Origin of the sequence: Streptomyces sp. NPDC052301 (assembly GCF_044593395.1) — a bacterium.
Classification (GTDB): Bacteria; Actinomycetota; Actinomycetes; order Streptomycetales; family Streptomycetaceae; genus Streptomyces.
The window spans coordinates 39,177-55,847 of sequence record NZ_JBIUBE010000006.1 but is presented as its reverse complement, the minus strand read 5'-3'; the positions used below and the strand labels follow the sequence as shown (position 1 = coordinate 55,847).

Genomic DNA, 16,671 nt, shown 5'->3' with positions numbered 1-16,671 from the left:
GCCGTCAGGAAATGCGTCCGTCATGTCGTCAGGAACGAATGGGGTGGACCGAACGTGTCGTACCCGAAGCGAACCGCCGCGCTCGCGTCCGCCGCGGCCCTGGCGGGCTCGGTGGTGCTGCTGACCGCGCCGGCCGCCCGTGCCGACGTCGTCGACGTCAACTACCGCTGCCAGACGCCGATCGGCGTCAAGAGCGCCGTCTCACCCATCGACATCAAGGGCGTCCAGAGCGGCAGCGGCTACAAGATCACCATGTCCTGGCAGAAGGGCGTCTCCTCCAGCCCGGTGGAGCTGGGCAAGGGTGCGATGAGCCCGAGCGCCACCATCAAGCTGGGCGGCGCGGACAGGGGCAGCCTGCCGGTCAGCGGGCCCGCCAACGCCGCTGCCATCCCCGCCAACACCCCCATCAAAATCAGCGACTTGAGCGGCACGTACACACCGAAGAAGACCGGCAAGGTCACCTTCATGCCGGGCACGCTCATCATCAAGGCGCTGGGTACGACGACGACCTGCACGCCGACCGACACTCCCGGACCGGCCCTCACGCTGGACGTCACCGCGGCCGGCGGCTCGTCCTCCACGGGCTCCACGACACCGTCCGGCAGCGATACCGGCCGACTCCCGCAGACCGGCCCCGAGGACTCCGCGATCGCCCTGGCCACGCTCGGCGGCACGGTCCTCCTCGCCGGAGCGGCAGGCACCCTGTGGCTGACCCGCCGCGGCCAGACCGCGCGGCGCTGAAGCGCCGGTCGGCCGTGGGGGTTCGGGTGCGGCAAGGCGCCTGAAGGTGCGCAGAGCGCGCCCGGACCACCGGCCCCACGCCCTGACCGCGGCCCCACGCCCCGACCGCGGCCCCACGCCCGGACCACCGGCCCCACGCCCTGACCGCGTCCCACGCCCTGACCGCGGCCCCGGCCCCTGACCGCAGCCCCCACCCCAGCCCCGACCCGTGTCCCGGCCGGCCACCGCCCCGGCCGTCGCCGCCCGTCCGGCCCACGACCGTTGGAGCCGCCCATGCCGTCCGCCGCCCGTGTCCTGTCCCGCTGCCGGCGTCTGCCCCCAGCCGCCGCCCTCCCGGCGACGCTCTGCCTGATCGCGCTGGCCGGCGCGGCGCCCCGGGCCGCCGCCGTCGCAGGGGGCTGGTCCGTCGCGCCGTCGGGTGGGGGCCGCCCGTCCCTCTACGCCGAGGGCCCGCCCGGAGCGGTCCTGCAGGACACGGTGTCCGTCACCAACCCCGGCCGGACGCCCGTCGTCGTCCGGCTGTCCGGCACCGGCGTCCGCGTCGCCTTCGCGACGAAGGGCGTACGCATACCCGCCCGCACCCGCGCCGACGTGCCGTTCACGGTGACCGTCCCGGCCGGGACCGGACCCGGTGTCCGCGCCGCCACGATCACGGCGCGCGACGCCGACGGGCGGACGGCGACCGTACGGCTGCGGCTGCGCGTCGGCGGCCCGGCGCTCGCGGCGCTGACCGTGGAGCATCTGTCCGTACACCCGGGCCGGCTCACCTACGAGCTGGTCAACCGCGGTACGACCGTCCTCGTGCCCAGGCTCGCGGTGCGTGCGGACGGTGTCCTCGGCCGGGTGCTGGACCGCCCGCCGCGCGCACTCCCCGTGCACCTGCGTCCCGGCGCGCGGCTGCGTCTCACCGAGCCCTGGCCGGACCAGCCCGCGCTGGACGCGGTCGACGTACGGCTCACGGTGACGGCCCCGGGCGGAGCACACGACACGGCGACGGTGTCCGTGCGGTTCGTGCCCTGGGGCCTGCCGGCGGGCGCGGCGGGTGCGCTGGTCGTGGGCGGGGTGGTCGTCGTACGACGGCGGGGGAGCCGTACGGCGGACGGCGGATCCGCGGCCGGCCACGAGGCCGCGCCCCACGCCCCGGCCGCGGCCGAAGCCCCCACCCGGAGCACCCAGTCGACGGGAGGCGTGCTGAAGTGAGCGGCATCGTGCGGTTTCTGCGGGGGACGGCGTGCGGGGCGGTGCTCGTGCTGTTGGTGGTGAGCCTCGCGGGGCCGGTGCGGGCGGCGGACCGGCCCGTCGTGAAGCTGTCCGCCGGGCAGGCCGGCGCCGGTGGCGCGGTCACCGTCACCGGGACCGGCTGGCGGCCGCGCACCCTGCTGATGCTGCTGGTCTGCGGCCGGGCCACCCCGGCCCGGGGCGTCATCGGCGGCACCAACTCCTGCGCCAACGGCGACGGCCGGGCCGTCACCACCGACGCCCGGGGAACGTTCGGCAAGAAGCTCCCGGTCGCCGAGCCGCCCGTGCCGTGCCCCTGCGTGGTGCACGTGGCCACCGTCACCGGCGCCGGGGCCGAGGCGGACGCCGTGCTGCGGGTCGCCGGGCATCCGGTCGCCCCGCTGCCCGCCGAGCCCGCGGACGGCCGTCTCGCGGTCCTCTCCGACACCCGGCTGACCGGCTCCGGCTCCCTGCTGACCTGGTTCGGGGCCCCGCCGAGCCGCACTCTCGTCCTCACCGTCGGCAACACCGGCACCGGCACGATCAAGGACCCGGTGTTCCAGGTCGGCACCGCGCACGGCGTCTTCGCCCCCCAGTGGGACGACCGGCAGTGGCACGGCACCCTCGCGCCCGGCAGGAGGGCGCAGGTGGAACTGCCGGTCGAGCTGTCGGCGGGGGCGCACGGCGACTACACCGTGTCCCTGAAGTACGACGGCAGGGTGCTCGCCGCGCGGCCGTGGGGCGTGGGCCGCCCCTGGGGCGTGACGCTGTTCTGGATCCTGCTCTGCCTGGTCGTCCCGGCCGCGCTCTTCCGCATCGGCATGGCCGTGGTGGACCGGGTGCGGCCGCGCCGCCCGGCCGGTGGCCGCCGTACCGGCCACCGGCGGCTGCCCCGGCCCGCCCTGCGGCTGCCGCACTCCCGCGCACGCACCCCCGAGGCGGCCGTCCTCGAAGCGGCCCCCACGACCCCGACCCTGCCGTGGTTCAGCCCGGGCTCCGTCCCGGGCGGCCCGGCCGGCCGGCTCTCCGCACCGCACGACGACAGCCCGACGAGTCCGACGACTCCCACCACGAAGGGACCCACGTGAGCATGCGAAGGAGAGGGACAGCGGCCGGCGGACGCAAGCCGGCCGCGGCGGGCGCCGCGCTGGCGCTGAGCGGAGCGGGCGTCCTGCTGGGCCTGGCCGTGGCGCCCGCGCAGGCGGCCGAGGTGGCGTACGCCACCCACTGCGTGCCGCCCGCGGGCATCAGCCCGGTCGACGGCACCACGAAGGTCGAGATCACCGCACCGGCCACGGCGAAGGTGGGCGACACGGTGGACGTCGTGTGGAAGTTCGTCCAGGCCGCGTCCAAGAATCCCGACATCATCGACCTGCCCGCCAACTCGGTGCAGCCCTCCGGCGTGCTGAAGGCGGCCGGGGCGCAGACCGCCGACGTCGCGATGCAGGGGACCCGCACGAACCCGGCGATCCCCAAGGGCGGTGACATGGTGCTGTCCGACATGAAGGGCAGCCTGAAGCTGACGACGGCCGGCGAGGTGACGCTGACGCCGGACGCGTACACGGTCAACGCGATGTCGACCGACACCAAGTGCACGCCCAAGGAGACCGTGCAGAAGGCGGCGACGATCCAGGTGACGGGTGGCGGCGGCTCGTCCAGCGCGCCGCCGACCGGATCGGCGAGCCCCACCGGGTCGGCCTCCCCGACGAGCGGCGGGTCCGCGTCCGCCTCGCCGTCCACCTCGCCGTCCGCGAGCGGCGGCAGCGGACAGACCGACTTCACCGGCAAGGAGGTGCAGATCCCGTACGCCTGCAAGACCCCGATCGGCGACAAGAACGCGACCTCGCCGGTGCAGATCAACGCCAGGAAGAACGGCGGGAACTTCGACCTCACCGTGCAGTTCAAGAAGTCGGTGATGGACAGCCCCGCCGACATCCCGAAGGACTCCGTGAAACCGTCGATGGAGGTGGTCCTCGGCGGCGCCGACAAGGGCACCGTGCATGTGGAGGGGCCGGCCAACTCCGCCCCCATCAGGTCCGGCGACCCGATCACCGTCCCGGACCTCACCGGCACCTACAAGCCCGGCGCGAGCGGCAGCTCCACGCTGTCCCCGGGCGTCCTGACGGTCAAGGCGCTGGGGACGACGACCACCTGCACGCCGACGAAGACGGAGGTCTCGCTCACCCTGGACACCAGCAGCCAGCCGGGCGGCGCGTCCGGGTCCACGTCCACCTCGGGCGGCACGACCGGCGGCAGCAGCACGTCCGGTTCCGGCGGCCTCGCCGAGACGGGCGCGAGCGACCACGGCGCCCTGATGGCCCTGGGCCTGGTGGCCGGCACGGCGATCCTGCTGGGCGGCGCGGTGTTCACCTTCATGCCCAGGCGCAGGACACGCTGACCCGCTGATACCCGGTTCCTCAAACCTTGCTCAGATCCGGTGAGCGAGTTTGCTCCCAAGATCGGAGGTGTCATAGCGTCCCCTGCATTCGCGCAAGCAAGTGCGCGATGGCGTTGCATGTCGCGCAACAAGGCAGTTGAAAGCTTGATCATCTGTCTTGCTGTGCGGCAGGGGAAAGAGGAAGCAAATGACCTGGGGGAAGAAGGCGGCGGGCGTCGCGCTCGCCGCCGTTCTCATGGCGACGGGGACCGGCCTGGCCGCCGCGGGCACTGCCGAAGCGGCCGGGGCCAAGTACAAGTGCACGTCCGTGGTGCACCTCGACCTCGGCCGGCCGAAGGCCACGTCCACGTGCAAGAAGTCGTCCTCGGGCAAGGCGGTGCGGCTGCACCGGGTCAAGCTCGTGTGCGACGTGGTCCGTGGCACGGGCACCGGTGCCGAGCACACCATCCCGTGGTACCTGTGGGGTCCTTGGAAGAAGCCCGGCGAGAAGTCGACCGTGATGTGCGGGTTCCGCAGCTTCACCCGCTCGTGGTCGGTGGAGACGAAGTCCTGACGGCCGACGGCCGAACGGCGAGGGCCGCCGCACCTGATGTGCGGCGGCCCTCGCCTGTGTGCGCCGGTGCGTCAGTGCACGTCGACCATGAGCGACTTGACCTTCCGGCGGTACATCCACACCGCGAAGCCGGCGAGGGCCGCGAGGAGCGCCTCCCCGAACACGGCGCCCGTACCACCGAGGTCGACCCCGGCGATGGCCGGGTTGGACAGCAGGCTGGTGATGGAGTCACCCGCGGTGACCGCGAGGAACCACACGCCCATCATCTGGCTGGCGTACTTGGCCGGGGCCATCTTCGTGGTCACCGACAGGCCGACCGGCGACAGGCACAGCTCGCCGACGGTCTGGATGAAGTAGATGCCGACCAGCCACATCGGGCTGACCGCGGTGCCGTTCGCCGCCATGACCAGCGGGATCAGGAAGAAGAAGAACGACACACCGATCAGGACCAGGCCCATCGAGAACTTCACGATGGTGCTGGGCTCCTTGTCGCGGCGGTTCAGCCACACCCAGACCCAGGCGAAGACCGGGGCCAGCGCCATGATGAACAGCGGGTTCAGCGACTGGTACCAGGAGGTCGGGAAGTCGAAGCCCAGCATCTGGTGCGAGGCCTTGCCCTCACCGAACGCCTGGACCGTGGACGCGCCCTGGTCGTAGATCATCCAGAAAACGGCGGCCGCGACGAAGAACCAGATGTAGCCGGTCATCTTCGACTGCTCGGTGGTGGAGAGCTCCTTGTCGCGCTTGATGCGCAGCAGCACGCCTGCCGGGATGATCAGCCCGATGATCGTCAGCGGGATCATCGCCCAGTTCAGGGTGAAGTGACCGGTGCCGCCGACGACGCCGTAGAACACAGCCGCGATGATCAGCCAGGTCAGGCCCTTGCGCAGCCAGGAGGTGCGCTCCTCGGAGGAGAGCGGCTTGGGGACGAGGTTGCTCTGCGGGCTCAGGTTGCGCGTGCCGAGCAGGAACGCGGCGAGACCGATCGCCATGCCGACCGCGGCCATGCCGAAGCCGAGGTGCCAGTTGACTTCCTGGCCGACGGTGCCGATGGCCAGCGGGGCGAAGAAGGCGCCCGCGTTGATGCCCATGTAGAAGATCGTGAAGCCACCGTCACGGCGCGGGTCGTCCGGGCCGTCGTACAGGTGGCCGACCATCGTGGAGATGTTGGCCTTCAGCAGACCCGAACCGGCCGCGACCAGCAGGAGGCCGACGAAGAACGGCGCCTGGCCGCCCGGCAGGGCCAGCACGATGTGGCCGGACATGATCGTGACGGCCGCGATGGTCACCGTCTTGCGCGGGCCCCAGACGCGGTCGCCCAGCCAGCCGCCGGGCATGGCGAGCAGATAGACCATCGCCGAGTAGACGGAGACGATCACCGTGGTGGTGGCCACGTCCATGGCCAGACCGCCGGCCATGCTGCCCTTGCCGGCATCGGGGCCGCCGGACAGCAGGTAGACGGTGAGCAGGGCCTTCATGCCGTAGTAGGAGAAACGCTCCCACATCTCGGTCATGAACAGAGTGGCCAGGCCGCGGGGGTGGCCGAAGAAGGTCTTCTCGGAGCCGGGGGTGCCCGGGCGGACCGAGTCCTTCGTCAGGCTGGACGCCATGGTCGTTCCTTGCTGGTCGGGACGCGCTGTGGAGCGCTGCGCGCCCGGTGGGGGTGCGGCCGGCACCGGCAGGGTCGGACGTCCACCCCCACGCCCAGGGGGAGTCCGACTTCCGGGTCTCGGAAGCGGCGGACGGCGACCACCGGGATCCACGCTCCGACGCGTCGCTGCGTCCGAGCCCGGCCAGAGGTCATTCCTTTCAAGGCTGATCTTGCTCAGCCCGCACACAAAAGAGACCTTCAGCGTCAAGTGCCCGCCAAAGGTCCCCAGGTGTACTACAGGCGTTCACGTCACTGTACGGCAGGACACTGCCGGATATGGAAGGACTTGAGACGCGGATCACAGGTGTCGAGGGAACCACACGACGGAATTCGAAGGTCCCTCCTACGATCGCATCTCCGGACCAATGGTTCGTACCAGCGGGTCGGGAAGGTAAGAATCCCGGGAACCGATCACACCCCGGCACTGTGTGCGGGCGGTCTACCATCACCTCATGACCCGTGTACTGCTCGCCGAGGACGACGCGTCCATCTCGGAACCGCTGGCCCGCGCCCTGCGCCGGGAGGGTTACGAGGTCGAGGTGCGCGAGGACGGACCCACCGCACTCGACGCCGGGATGCAGGGCGGCGTCGATCTGGTCGTGCTGGACCTGGGCCTGCCCGGCATGGACGGCCTGGAGGTCGCCCGCCGGCTGCGTTCCGACGGCCACACCGTGCCGATCCTCATCCTGACCGCGCGGGCCGACGAGGTGGACACCGTCGTCGGCCTCGACGCGGGCGCCGACGACTACGTCACCAAGCCCTTCCGGCTCGCCGAACTGCTCGCCCGGGTGCGGGCGCTGCTCCGGCGCGGTGCCGCCGAGCCGCAGCAGCCGCCGGCCACGCACGGCGTGCGGATCGACGTCGAGTCGCACCGCGCGTGGATGGGCGACGAGGAACTCCAGCTGACCGCCAAGGAGTTCGACCTGCTGCGGGTGCTGGTGCGGGACGCCGGCCGGGTGGTGACCCGGGACCAGCTGATGCGCGAGGTCTGGGACACCACGTGGTGGTCGTCCACCAAGACCCTCGACATGCACATCTCCTGGCTGCGCAAGAAGCTCGGCGACGACGCGGCGAACCCCCGCTACATCGCCACCGTACGAGGCGTGGGCTTCCGCTTCGAGAAGAGCTGAGCCGCTCCCGGGCGCCAGCGATCACCTCAGGTAACGGAACATGCGCCGACGTCTCATCCAGTCCACCCTCGCCGTCGTCCTCGTGGTGATCGCCGTCTTCGGCATCTCCCTGGTGATCGTCGAGACGCGGACCATCAGCAACAGCGCCCAGGAGCGGGTGGAGTCCGAGGCGGTGCGGCTGGCCAGCATCGTGGACAGCCGGATCCTCGCCGCGGAGCACGTCAACGCCGGCGTGCTGCGCAACCCGGTCAGCAAGGACCAGTACGCGGTGATCCGCATGCCGGGCCGGCCGCCGATCGAGATCGGCACCCGGCCGCGGGGCGATGTGATCCACGCCACGCAGCACGGCGAGGAGGGTGAGACGGTCACCGTCCAGGAGCCACGCTCCGCGGTGACCCGCGAGGTCGGCCGGACCCTGCTGATCATCGGGTTGGTGGCGCTGCTCGCGGTGGTCGCCGCCGTGCTGCTCGCCGTACGCCAGGCCAACCGGCTCGCCTCCCCGCTGACCGACCTCGCGGAGACCGCGGAGCGCCTCGGCTCCGGGGATCCGCGCCCCCGACACAAGCGGTACGGCGTCCCCGAGCTGGACCGGGTCGCCGATGTGCTGGACTCCTCCGCCGAGCGGATCGGGCGCATGCTGACGGCCGAGCGACGCCTCGCGGCCGACGCCTCCCACCAGCTGCGCACCCCGCTGACCGCGCTGTCCATGCGGCTGGAGGAGATCACCCTCACCGACGACCCGGAGACCGTGAAGGAAGAGGCCAACGTCGCGCTCACGCAGGTCGAGCGGCTCACGGACGTGGTGGAGCGGCTGCTGACGAACTCCCGCGACCCGCGTACCGGCTCCGCCGTCACCTTCGACCTCGACGAGGTCATCCAGCAGCAGCTCGCCGAGTGGCGGCCCGCCTACCGCAGCGCGGGCCGGGCCATCGTCAGCTCCGGCAAGCGGCATCTGCAGGCCGTCGGCACCCCCGGGGCGGTCGCCCAGGTGCTGGCCGCGCTGATCGAGAACTCGCTGATGCATGGGGGCGGCACGGTCGCCCTGCGCACCCGGGTCACCGGTAACCAGGCCGTCGTCGAGGTCACCGACGAAGGCCCCGGAGTCCCGGCCGACCTCGGCGCGCGGATCTTCGAGCGGACGATCAGCGGGAGGAACTCCACGGGCATCGGCCTGGCCGTGGCCCGTGACCTGGCCGAGGCGGACGGCGGCCGACTGGAGCTGCTGCAGACCCAGCCGCCGGTGTTCGGCCTGTTCCTCTCCCGCACACCCCCGGCCCGCAAGGCGGACGAGGAACTGCCCACGGTCCGCTGACGGCGCCCAGCCGGCCGGCGGCTACGGCACCCGCTGGGACTTCGGCTCGGGCTCGTTGCTCGGCTTCCTCGCCTCCGCCACCAGGATCGACTCCGCCTCCTGCGCGGGCAGGGCCCGGAACACCCAGGTGCGGTACGACCAGAACCGGAACAGGGTCGCGACGGCGATGCCGATGAACTTGAAGACGTTGCTCTGCAGCGGGCTGTCCCAGCCGAGACCGTAGGTCGCCAGGTACAGCACGCCGTTCTCGATCACCAGACCGATCGCGCTGAAGAACAGGAACAGCGTGAGTTCCTTGGTGCGGCCGTGCTTGTCACGGTCCCGGTACGTCCAGTAACGGAAGCCGACGTAGTTGAAGGCGATCGCGACGACGGTCGCGATGATGCTGGCGCGCACGACCGGCAGCGTGGAGACGTGCCGGACCAGGTTGAACACGCCAAGATTGACAAGGACGCCGGCGCCGCCGACGGCGCCGAACTTGGCCACCTCGCGTACGAGCCGTTGCAGCCCCGAGGAACGAGGTTCCATGGCTGTGCAGCTCCCGTCGGTAGGTTGCGTCAACCCGGCCATGCTATCCACGCCGACCCTCCGCCGCCTCTGCACAAGGCCAAGGCTCGGAAACAGGTCGGAAAGAGACCGGAAAGGGCCGGGTAAGACGCGGTGAGAGGGACGCGATCCGGCCGCCCCGGCGTGGCCGATACGCTAGGGGTGTGACGTTCCCGGTAGTCGGCATGGTCGGCGGGGGGCAGCTCGCGCGTATGACGCACGAGGCGGGCATCCCGTTGGGCATCAGGTTCAAGCTTCTCAGTGACACCCCTCAGGATTCCGCGGCGCAGGTGGTGAGCGATGTCGTCGTCGGCGACTATCGCGACCTGGACACGCTGCGTGAGTTCGCGCGCGGTTGCGACGTGATCACCTTCGATCACGAACATGTACCCACCGAGCACCTCCGGGCCCTGGAGGCGGACGGCATCCCCGTGCGCCCCGGACCCGACGCGCTGGTGCACGCCCAGGACAAGGGGGTGATGCGCGCCAGACTCGACTCGATCGGCATCCCGTGCCCCCGGCACCGGATCGTCGCCGATCCCGCCGACGTGGCCGCGTTCGCCCGCGAGGGCCTGCCGGAGGGAGCGGAGGGCGACGGTTTCCCGGTCGTCCTGAAGACCGTCCGCGGCGGCTACGACGGCAAGGGCGTATGGGTCGTGGACTCCGAAGAGGAGGCCGCGGACCCGTTCAAGGCGGGCGTCCCGGTCCTCGCCGAGGAGAAGGTCGACTACGTCCGCGAGCTGGCCGCCAATGTCGTGCGCTCCCCGCACGGCCAGGCCGTCGCCTACCCGGTGGTGGAGTCCCAGCAGGTCAACGGCGTCTGTGACACAGTCATAGCCCCCGCGCCCGACCTCGACGAGGACCTCGCGCTGCGGGCCGAGGAGATGGCCCTGACCATCGCCAAGGAGCTGGGTGTCGTCGGACACCTCGCGGTCGAGCTGTTCCAGACCCGTGACGGCCGCATCCTCGTCAACGAGCTGGCGATGCGCCCGCACAACTCCGGGCACTGGACCATGGACGGCGCGATCACCTCGCAGTTCGCCAACCACGTCCGCGCCGTACTCGACCTGCCGCTCGGCGACCCGCGCCCGCGCGCCAGGTGGACCGTGATGGTCAACGTGCTCGGCGGCGACTACCCGGACATGTACTCCGCTTACTTGCACTGCATGGCCCGCGACCCCAAGCTCAAGATCCACATGTACGGCAAGGACGTGAAGCCCGGCCGCAAGGTCGGACACGTCAACACCTACGGCGACGACCTGGACGACGTGCTGGAGCGCGCCCGTCACGCTGCCGGCTACCTGAGAGGCACGATCACCGAATGAGCCCCGTTGTTGGCATCGTCATGGGGTCGGACTCCGACTGGCCCGTCATGGAGGCCGCCGCCAAGGCCCTGGACGAGTTCGAGATCGCCTACGAGGTGGACGTCGTCTCCGCGCACCGCATGCCGCGCGAGATGATCACCTACGGCGAGCAGGCGGCCGACCGGGGTCTGAAGGTGATCATCGCCGGAGCGGGCGGCGCCGCCCACCTGCCGGGCATGCTCGCCTCGGTCACCCCGCTGCCCGTCATCGGCGTGCCCGTGCCGCTGAAGTACCTCGACGGCATGGACTCGCTGCTGTCGATCGTGCAGATGCCGGCCGGCGTGCCCGTGGCCACGGTCTCCGTCGCCGGTGCCCGCAACGCCGGTCTCCTCGCGGCCCGCATGCTCGCCGCGCACGACGAGGACCTGCTGCACAAGATGCGTGACTTCCAGCAGGACCTCAACGACCAGGCCACCGAGAAGGGCAAGCGACTGCGCTCCAAGGTCGAGGGCGCGAGCGGCTTCGGCTTCCGGAAGTGACCGCGATGACATCCCTGGAGGAAGCCCGGGAACTGCTGCGCGCGTTCCCCGTCGTCGACGGCCACAACGACCTGCCCTGGGCGCTGCGCAAGAAGGCCGGCTACGACCTCGACGCGCTCGACATCGCCGGGGACCAGGCCGAGCGCCTGCACACCGACCTCCCGCGGCTGCGCGAGGGCGGGGTCGGCGCGCAGTACTGGTCGGTGTACGTGCCCGCGGACCAGCCGGAGGCGGTGGCGGCGACGCTGGAGCAGATCGACTGCGTCCGGCAGCTGCTGGCCCGCTACCCGGCGGACCTGGCGCCCGCGCTGGCCGCCGCCGACCTGGAGCAGGCGCGCCGGGACGGCCGTATCGCCTCCCTGATGGGCGCCGAGGGCGGCCACTCCATCGCCAACTCGCTCGGCACCCTGCGCGGCCTGTACGCGCTCGGCGTGCGCTACATGACGCTCACCCACAACGACAACGTGGACTGGGCGGACTCCGCGACCGACGAGCCCAAGGCCGGCGGCCTCACCGCCTTCGGCCGTGAGGTGGTCCGGGAGATGAACCGGCTCGGCATGCTGGTCGACCTCTCGCACGTGGCGGCGACGACGATGCGGGACGCGCTGGACGCGACCTCCGCGCCGGTGATCTTCTCCCACTCCTCCGCCCGGTCGGTGTGCGACCACCCCCGCAACATCCCCGACGACGTGCTGGAGCGGCTGCCCGGCAACGGCGGCATGGCGATGGTGACGTTCGTCCCGAAGTTCGTGCTCCAGGCCGCCGTCGACTGGACGGCGGCGGCCGACGACAACCTGCGGGCCCACGGCTTCCACCACCTCGACACCAGCCCCGAGGCGATGGAGCTGCACCGCGCGTTCGAGGAGCGCACCCCCCGTCCGGTCGCCACGGTGTCGACGGTGGCGGACCACCTGGACCACATGCGCGAGGTGGCCGGCATCGACCACCTGGGCATCGGCGGCGACTACGACGGCACCGCGTTCACCCCGGACGGCCTGAACGACGTCTCCGGTTACCCGAACCTGCTCGCCGAGCTGCTCGACCGCGGCTGGTCCCGGGCCGACCTGGCCAAGCTCACCTGGCAGAACGCGGTACGGGTGCTGGGCGCAGCCGAGGACGTGGCCCGCGACCTTCGGGCCACCCGGGCGCCGTCCAACGCCACCATCGAGTCGCTGGACGGCTGACGGCCCAGGGCGGGGCGGTCGTCGTAGCCGGCGGCCCCGCCCCCGTACGGGGCCCGGGTGACGGCCCCCGTGATCAGGTCGGTCAGGTCCGGGGCGGCCGCCGTGCCCCGCGGGACGCACTCGGCCAACGGGATGCCGCTGCACCACTTCCTCGCGGACAGCACCAACCGTCGCGAGGTCGGTTACGGCGGCTCCGTGGCGCGGCGGGTGCGGTTCGCGGCGGAGGGTGAGCGGGGCCGTCACGAGCTGGTCGGGGAGCGCCGGCCGAGCCGGGCCGGGCCGGGGCCGGGAAGTCCGTTGTCCGCGTCATGCCGGCCCGGTAGAACTTGACACCGATGTGAGGTTCGAGCCCGGAGGTCCGCGCAATGAGAATCGGTGAACTGGCCCGGCGCACCGGTGTGAGCGAGCGGTCGCTGCGCTACTACGAGGCACAGGGCCTGCTCACGGCCGAGCGCACTCCCGGGGGCCACCGCGACTACCCGGACCGGGCCGTCGACCGGGTCATCCGGATCCAGGAGCTGTACGCGGCCGGCCTGCACAGCGACAAGATCCGGCAGTTGCTGCCCTGCATGCGCGACCGGGACGGCGGCCCCTCCGCCGTCGCCACCCCCCGGCTGGTCTCGAACCTCACCGCCGAACGCGGCCGCATCGACCGCATGATCGCCGACCTGGAGCGGTCCCGGGAGACGCTGGACGAGGTGATCCGCACCGCCCGCGAGGCCTGACCGGGTGCCCCCCGAACGCCCCGTTCACCAGGAAGGCCTCCTCCGCTCCGTGCGACCGTGGCGATAGCCGGGGCCGTACATGGTGCCGCTGACCGCCGAGCGGACCGGCCCGACCGTCCGCGACGTCGCCGGCCACCTCGACCATGTCCGCGACGTGGCCGGCCCCGGGTGCGTCGGCCTGTCCGGCACCTACGACTCCGGCGCCACCCACCCCCGCGACCTCGCCGACACCTCCCGCTCCCCCCCCACCTGATCGCCGAGCTGCTCCGCCGCGGCTGGACAGAGGCCGAGCTGGCCCTGCCGGCCTGGGGAAACGCCCGGCGGGTGCTGCGCAGTGCGGACTTCACCGCCCGCCTCGCACAGCACCGCAGGGAGGCGTCCCGGGCGAGGATCACCGAACTGGACGCCTAGGGCCTGTCTCAGCCCCCGGCACCTGGAGCACTACGGCTGTTCGATCCGGCACAGGCAGAACGGATGCCCGGCCGGGTCCGCGTACACCAGGAAGTCCTTCTTCTCCCGGTCCTCCAGATCCAGCGGACGGGCACCCAGCGCGAGCACCCGCTCATGGGCCGCGTCGATCTCCGCCCAGGTCCGCCCCGCGTCGAAGTCGAGGTGGAACTGCTGGCCGTTGCGGTCGGCGCGGGGCCACTCCGGCGGGGTGTGCCCCTCGGCCCGCTGGAACGCCAGCCGCGGCCCGTCCGGCACCTGCAGCACGACCCAGTCGTCGTCCTCGGCCTGCGGGGTACCCCCGGCCACGGCCGCGTAGAACGCGGCCAGCGCGCGCGGGTCGGGACAGTCGAGCACTACGGAACGGAAACGGGCGACGGACGCCATGATGCCCTCCCTCTCTTCGACGACTCTTCTTCGATGTCTCGCTTCGATGTCTCTCTTCGAAAGGCGCTTCTCAGCAGGCGCAGAGGCAGAACGGGTGGCCCGCCGGGTCGGCGTAGACACGGAAGGTGCGCTCGCGGTCCTCAGCGTCCAGCGGCTTCGCGCCCAGCTCCAGCACCCCCTTCTCGGCGGCGTCCAGGTCCTCCACCACGAGGTCCAGGTGGAACTGCTGCGCGCCGTCCCCGGACGGCCACACCGGCGGCACATGCTCCGGCGCCCGCTGGAAGGCCAGCGCCTGACCACCGGGCAGGGTCAGGTCCACCCACTCCTCGTCCCCCTCCACCGTGCCGCCCAGCACCCCGGCGTAGAAGCCGGCCAGCGCACGGGGATCGGGACAGTCCAGGACCACGACACCGAGCTTGGCGAGAGCCATGACTACCTCCTTGTGTTACCCGTAGAGCCGGGTAACCGGTAACGGTTACTGCATGCTCCCGTATCGGGGGTAACGTCGCAAGCATGAGTGAGAGATCGGCCGCCCCCGCGGGCCTGGCGCTGGTCGAATCGCTGGTCAACACGATCGACCTCGAATCGGGACGCGACGCGCTCGACACGGCGGACGGCCGCGCACGCTTCGCGCTCACCGAGGCGGAAGTGGACCGGGCCCGGGAACTGCGCGAGTCGCTGCGCGCCGTGCTCCTCGCCCACGCCGGGCACCCCCCGCACCGAACGGTCACCCCCCTGGGCGACCTGCTGGCGCACGCCCCGCTGCTCGTCACCGTCGGCGACGACGGCTCCGCCGCCCTCGCCCCCGCCGACGCGCGCCCCCTGCTCTCCCGGGTCGCCGTCGCCGTGGCCGAGGCGCTCGTCGCCGGCACCTGGACCCGGCTGAAGGCCTGCGAGGCCGACACCTGCCACTGGGCTTACTACGACCGCAGCCCCGCCGGACGCGGTCGCTGGTGCTCGATGCAGGTGTGTGGGGCGCGCGCGAAGATGCGGCGCTACCGGGCGAAGGGGACGTGAGGCGGCCGGACTTGGTGCAGAATGCGGAAAGACGCCGGTTCGGCCGACTGAGCCTCGGCCGAACCGGCGTCGCCACTTGCGTCCGCTACGCGGTGGGCCGGCCCATCGCGCGGTACGTCCACCCGGCCCGCCGCCACAGCTCCGGGTCCAGGGTGTTGCGCCCGTCCAGGATCAGCCGGGCCGCCGCCACCTCACCCAGCGTCGCCGGGTCCAGCTCACGGAACTCCCGCCACTCGGTCAGGTGCAGCACCACGTCCGCGCTCCGCACGGCCTCCAGCGCCGAGTCGGCGTACCCCAGCGTCGGGAAGACCCTGCGGGCGTTCCCCATGCCCTTCGGGTCGTACACGGTCACCTGACCGCCCTGGAGATGGATCTGGCCGGCCACGTTCAGCGCGGGCGAGTCACGGACGTCGTCCGAGTCCGGCTTGAAGGTGGCACCGAGCACCGCGACCCGCTTGCCGAGGAAGGAACCGCCGCCCAGCGCCTCCCGGGTCATCTCCACCATCTGACCGCGCCGGCGCATGTTGATGGAGTCGATCTCGCGCAGGAAGGTCAGCGCCTGGTCCGCGCCCAGCTCGCCCGCCCGCGCCATGAACGCCCGGATGTCCTTCGGCAGACAGCCACCGCCGAAGCCGATCCCGGCGCGCAGGAACTTGGCGCCGATCCGGTCGTCGTGCCCGATGGCCTCCGCGAGCCTGGCCACGTCACCGCCCGCGGCCTCGCACACCTCCGCCATCGCGTTGATGAAGGAGATCTTCGTCGCGAGGAAGGAGTTCGCGGCCGTCTTCACCAGCTCGGCGGTCGGGAAGTCGGTCACCACGAACGGCGTGCCCTCGCCGACCGGCGTCGCGTACACCTCCCGCAGCAGCTTCTCCGCCCGCTCGCTGCGCACCCCGACCACGATCCGGTCCGGGTGCAGGGTGTCCTGGACCGCGAAGCCCTCCCGCAGGAACTCCGGGTTCCAGGCCAGCTCGGCGTCCCCGCCGGCCGGGGAGTGATCGACCAGGTACGCCGCGAGCCGGTCGGCCGAGCCCACCGGCACGGTCGACTTGCCGACGACCAGGGCCGGGCCGTGCAGATGCGGGGCGAGGGAGGCGATCGCCGAGTCGACGTACGACATGTCGGCCGCGTAGTCCCCGTGCCGCTGCGGGGTGTTCACGCACACGAAGTGCACGTCGCCGAAGGCCCCGATCTCGGCCCAGTCCGTGGTGAACCGCAGCCGCCCGGTGGACCCCTCGAAGCCGGCCACGTGCCGGCGCAGCAGCTCCTCGAGCCCCGGCTCGTACATCGGGGTCTCGCCGCGCTCCAGCATGGCGATCTTCTCGGGGACGACATCGAGTCCCAGCACCTCGAAGCCCAGCTCGGCCATGGCCGCGGCGTGCGTGGCGCCGAGATAGCCGGTGCCGATCACGGTGATCTTCAGGCTCATGGGGTGCGCTCCAGATCGGGTACGTCGGTGATGCGGAGCCGAGCATAGTCGGGCCGCCCTGCGGGCAATTTCCCCGCTGTCGCGTAGCTC

Annotated in this window: 17 protein-coding genes and 1 pseudogene; 13 read left to right on the top strand and 5 right to left on the bottom strand. The window is 71.9% G+C overall.

What is annotated here, in order from left to right:
- The first annotated feature begins 54 nt into the window (after window positions 1-54).
- From ACIHEJ_RS17930 to ACIHEJ_RS17910, 5 genes are all read left to right on the top strand, one after another.
- A complete protein-coding gene (locus tag ACIHEJ_RS17930; protein WP_400136275.1) occupies window positions 55-741 on the top strand; it encodes an LPXTG cell wall anchor domain-containing protein in 687 nt (228 codons plus the stop codon).
- Between the two features lie 273 nt (window positions 742-1,014).
- Window positions 1,015-1,941, top strand: coding sequence for a hypothetical protein (locus ACIHEJ_RS17925; protein WP_400136272.1), 927 nt, complete (start codon window positions 1,015-1,017; stop codon window positions 1,939-1,941).
- Window positions 1,938-3,047, top strand: coding sequence for a hypothetical protein (locus ACIHEJ_RS17920; RefSeq protein WP_400136269.1), 1,110 nt, complete (start codon window positions 1,938-1,940; stop codon window positions 3,045-3,047). The genes ACIHEJ_RS17925 and ACIHEJ_RS17920 overlap by 4 nt, the downstream gene beginning before the upstream one ends.
- Window positions 3,048-3,049: 2 nt before the next feature.
- The gene (locus tag ACIHEJ_RS17915) at window positions 3,050-4,357 is read left to right on the top strand and encodes a hypothetical protein (protein WP_400137467.1); all 1,308 of its coding nucleotides are present in this window, start codon (window positions 3,050-3,052) and stop codon (window positions 4,355-4,357) included.
- A gap of 187 nt (window positions 4,358-4,544) precedes the next feature.
- A complete protein-coding gene (locus ACIHEJ_RS17910) occupies window positions 4,545-4,910 on the top strand; it encodes a hypothetical protein (protein WP_400136265.1) in 366 nt (121 codons plus the stop codon).
- A gap of 71 nt (window positions 4,911-4,981) precedes the next feature.
- On the opposite strand, the gene ACIHEJ_RS17905 is transcribed toward ACIHEJ_RS17910, so the two are convergent.
- Window positions 4,982-6,520, bottom strand: coding sequence for a peptide MFS transporter (locus ACIHEJ_RS17905; RefSeq protein WP_400136262.1), 1,539 nt, complete (start codon window positions 6,518-6,520; stop codon window positions 4,982-4,984).
- 493 nt (window positions 6,521-7,013) lie between these two features.
- Here ACIHEJ_RS17905 and ACIHEJ_RS17900 point away from each other — a divergent pair, with 493 nt between their 5' ends.
- Both ACIHEJ_RS17900 and ACIHEJ_RS17895 read left to right on the top strand, forming a co-directional pair.
- Window positions 7,014-7,691 carry a response regulator transcription factor gene (locus tag ACIHEJ_RS17900; RefSeq protein WP_070023613.1) on the top strand — a complete coding sequence of 226 codons (678 nt, stop codon included), beginning with the start codon at window positions 7,014-7,016 and terminating at the stop codon, window positions 7,689-7,691.
- 40 nt (window positions 7,692-7,731) lie between these two features.
- On the top strand, window positions 7,732-9,003 hold the full coding sequence (locus ACIHEJ_RS17895) for an ATP-binding protein (RefSeq protein ID WP_400136258.1): 1,272 nt from the start codon (window positions 7,732-7,734) through the stop codon (window positions 9,001-9,003).
- 21 nt (window positions 9,004-9,024) lie between these two features.
- Here the strand turns inward: ACIHEJ_RS17895 and ACIHEJ_RS17890 are convergent, their stop codons facing one another.
- Complete coding sequence (locus ACIHEJ_RS17890) at window positions 9,025-9,531, bottom strand: GtrA family protein (RefSeq protein ID WP_400136255.1); 507 nt, start codon at window positions 9,529-9,531, stop codon at window positions 9,025-9,027.
- Between the two features lie 182 nt (window positions 9,532-9,713).
- Here ACIHEJ_RS17890 and ACIHEJ_RS17885 point away from each other — a divergent pair, with 182 nt between their 5' ends.
- The 5 genes and pseudogenes from ACIHEJ_RS17885 to ACIHEJ_RS17865 all read left to right on the top strand — a co-directional run.
- Window positions 9,714-10,874 carry a 5-(carboxyamino)imidazole ribonucleotide synthase gene (locus ACIHEJ_RS17885; protein WP_400136252.1) on the top strand — a complete coding sequence of 387 codons (1,161 nt, stop codon included), beginning with the start codon at window positions 9,714-9,716 and terminating at the stop codon, window positions 10,872-10,874.
- Window positions 10,871-11,392 (top strand): 5-(carboxyamino)imidazole ribonucleotide mutase, encoded by a 522-nt coding sequence (purE, locus tag ACIHEJ_RS17880; protein ID WP_400136249.1) that lies wholly within the window; start codon window positions 10,871-10,873, stop codon window positions 11,390-11,392. The genes ACIHEJ_RS17885 and purE overlap by 4 nt, the downstream gene beginning before the upstream one ends.
- A gap of 5 nt (window positions 11,393-11,397) precedes the next feature.
- Window positions 11,398-12,576: a dipeptidase gene (locus ACIHEJ_RS17875; protein WP_400137464.1), complete on the top strand. Its 1,179-nt coding sequence runs from the start codon at window positions 11,398-11,400 to the stop codon at window positions 12,574-12,576.
- 365 nt (window positions 12,577-12,941) lie between these two features.
- Window positions 12,942-13,301, top strand: coding sequence for a MerR family transcriptional regulator (locus tag ACIHEJ_RS17870; protein WP_400136246.1), 360 nt, complete (start codon window positions 12,942-12,944; stop codon window positions 13,299-13,301).
- Between the two features lie 70 nt (window positions 13,302-13,371).
- Window positions 13,372-13,712 (top strand): annotated as a pseudogene (locus ACIHEJ_RS17865) (membrane dipeptidase); the annotation flags it as partial.
- 30 nt (window positions 13,713-13,742) lie between these two features.
- Here ACIHEJ_RS17865 and ACIHEJ_RS17860 read toward each other — a convergent pair.
- Window positions 13,743-14,135, bottom strand: a complete 393-nt coding sequence (locus ACIHEJ_RS17860; protein ID WP_400136243.1) for a VOC family protein — start codon at window positions 14,133-14,135, stop codon at window positions 13,743-13,745.
- A gap of 70 nt (window positions 14,136-14,205) precedes the next feature.
- Complete coding sequence (locus ACIHEJ_RS17855) at window positions 14,206-14,565, bottom strand: VOC family protein (protein WP_400136241.1); 360 nt, start codon at window positions 14,563-14,565, stop codon at window positions 14,206-14,208.
- Window positions 14,566-14,648: 83 nt separating this feature from the next.
- Between ACIHEJ_RS17855 and ACIHEJ_RS17850 the strand changes: the two genes are divergently transcribed.
- Window positions 14,649-15,152 carry a CGNR zinc finger domain-containing protein gene (locus ACIHEJ_RS17850; RefSeq protein WP_400136238.1) on the top strand — a complete coding sequence of 168 codons (504 nt, stop codon included), beginning with the start codon at window positions 14,649-14,651 and terminating at the stop codon, window positions 15,150-15,152.
- Between the two features lie 85 nt (window positions 15,153-15,237).
- Here the strand turns inward: ACIHEJ_RS17850 and ACIHEJ_RS17845 are convergent, their stop codons facing one another.
- Entirely contained in the window at window positions 15,238-16,581 is a 1,344-nt protein-coding gene (locus ACIHEJ_RS17845; protein ID WP_400136235.1) for a UDP-glucose dehydrogenase family protein, read from the bottom strand.
- Between the last annotated feature and the right edge of the window lie 90 nt (window positions 16,582-16,671).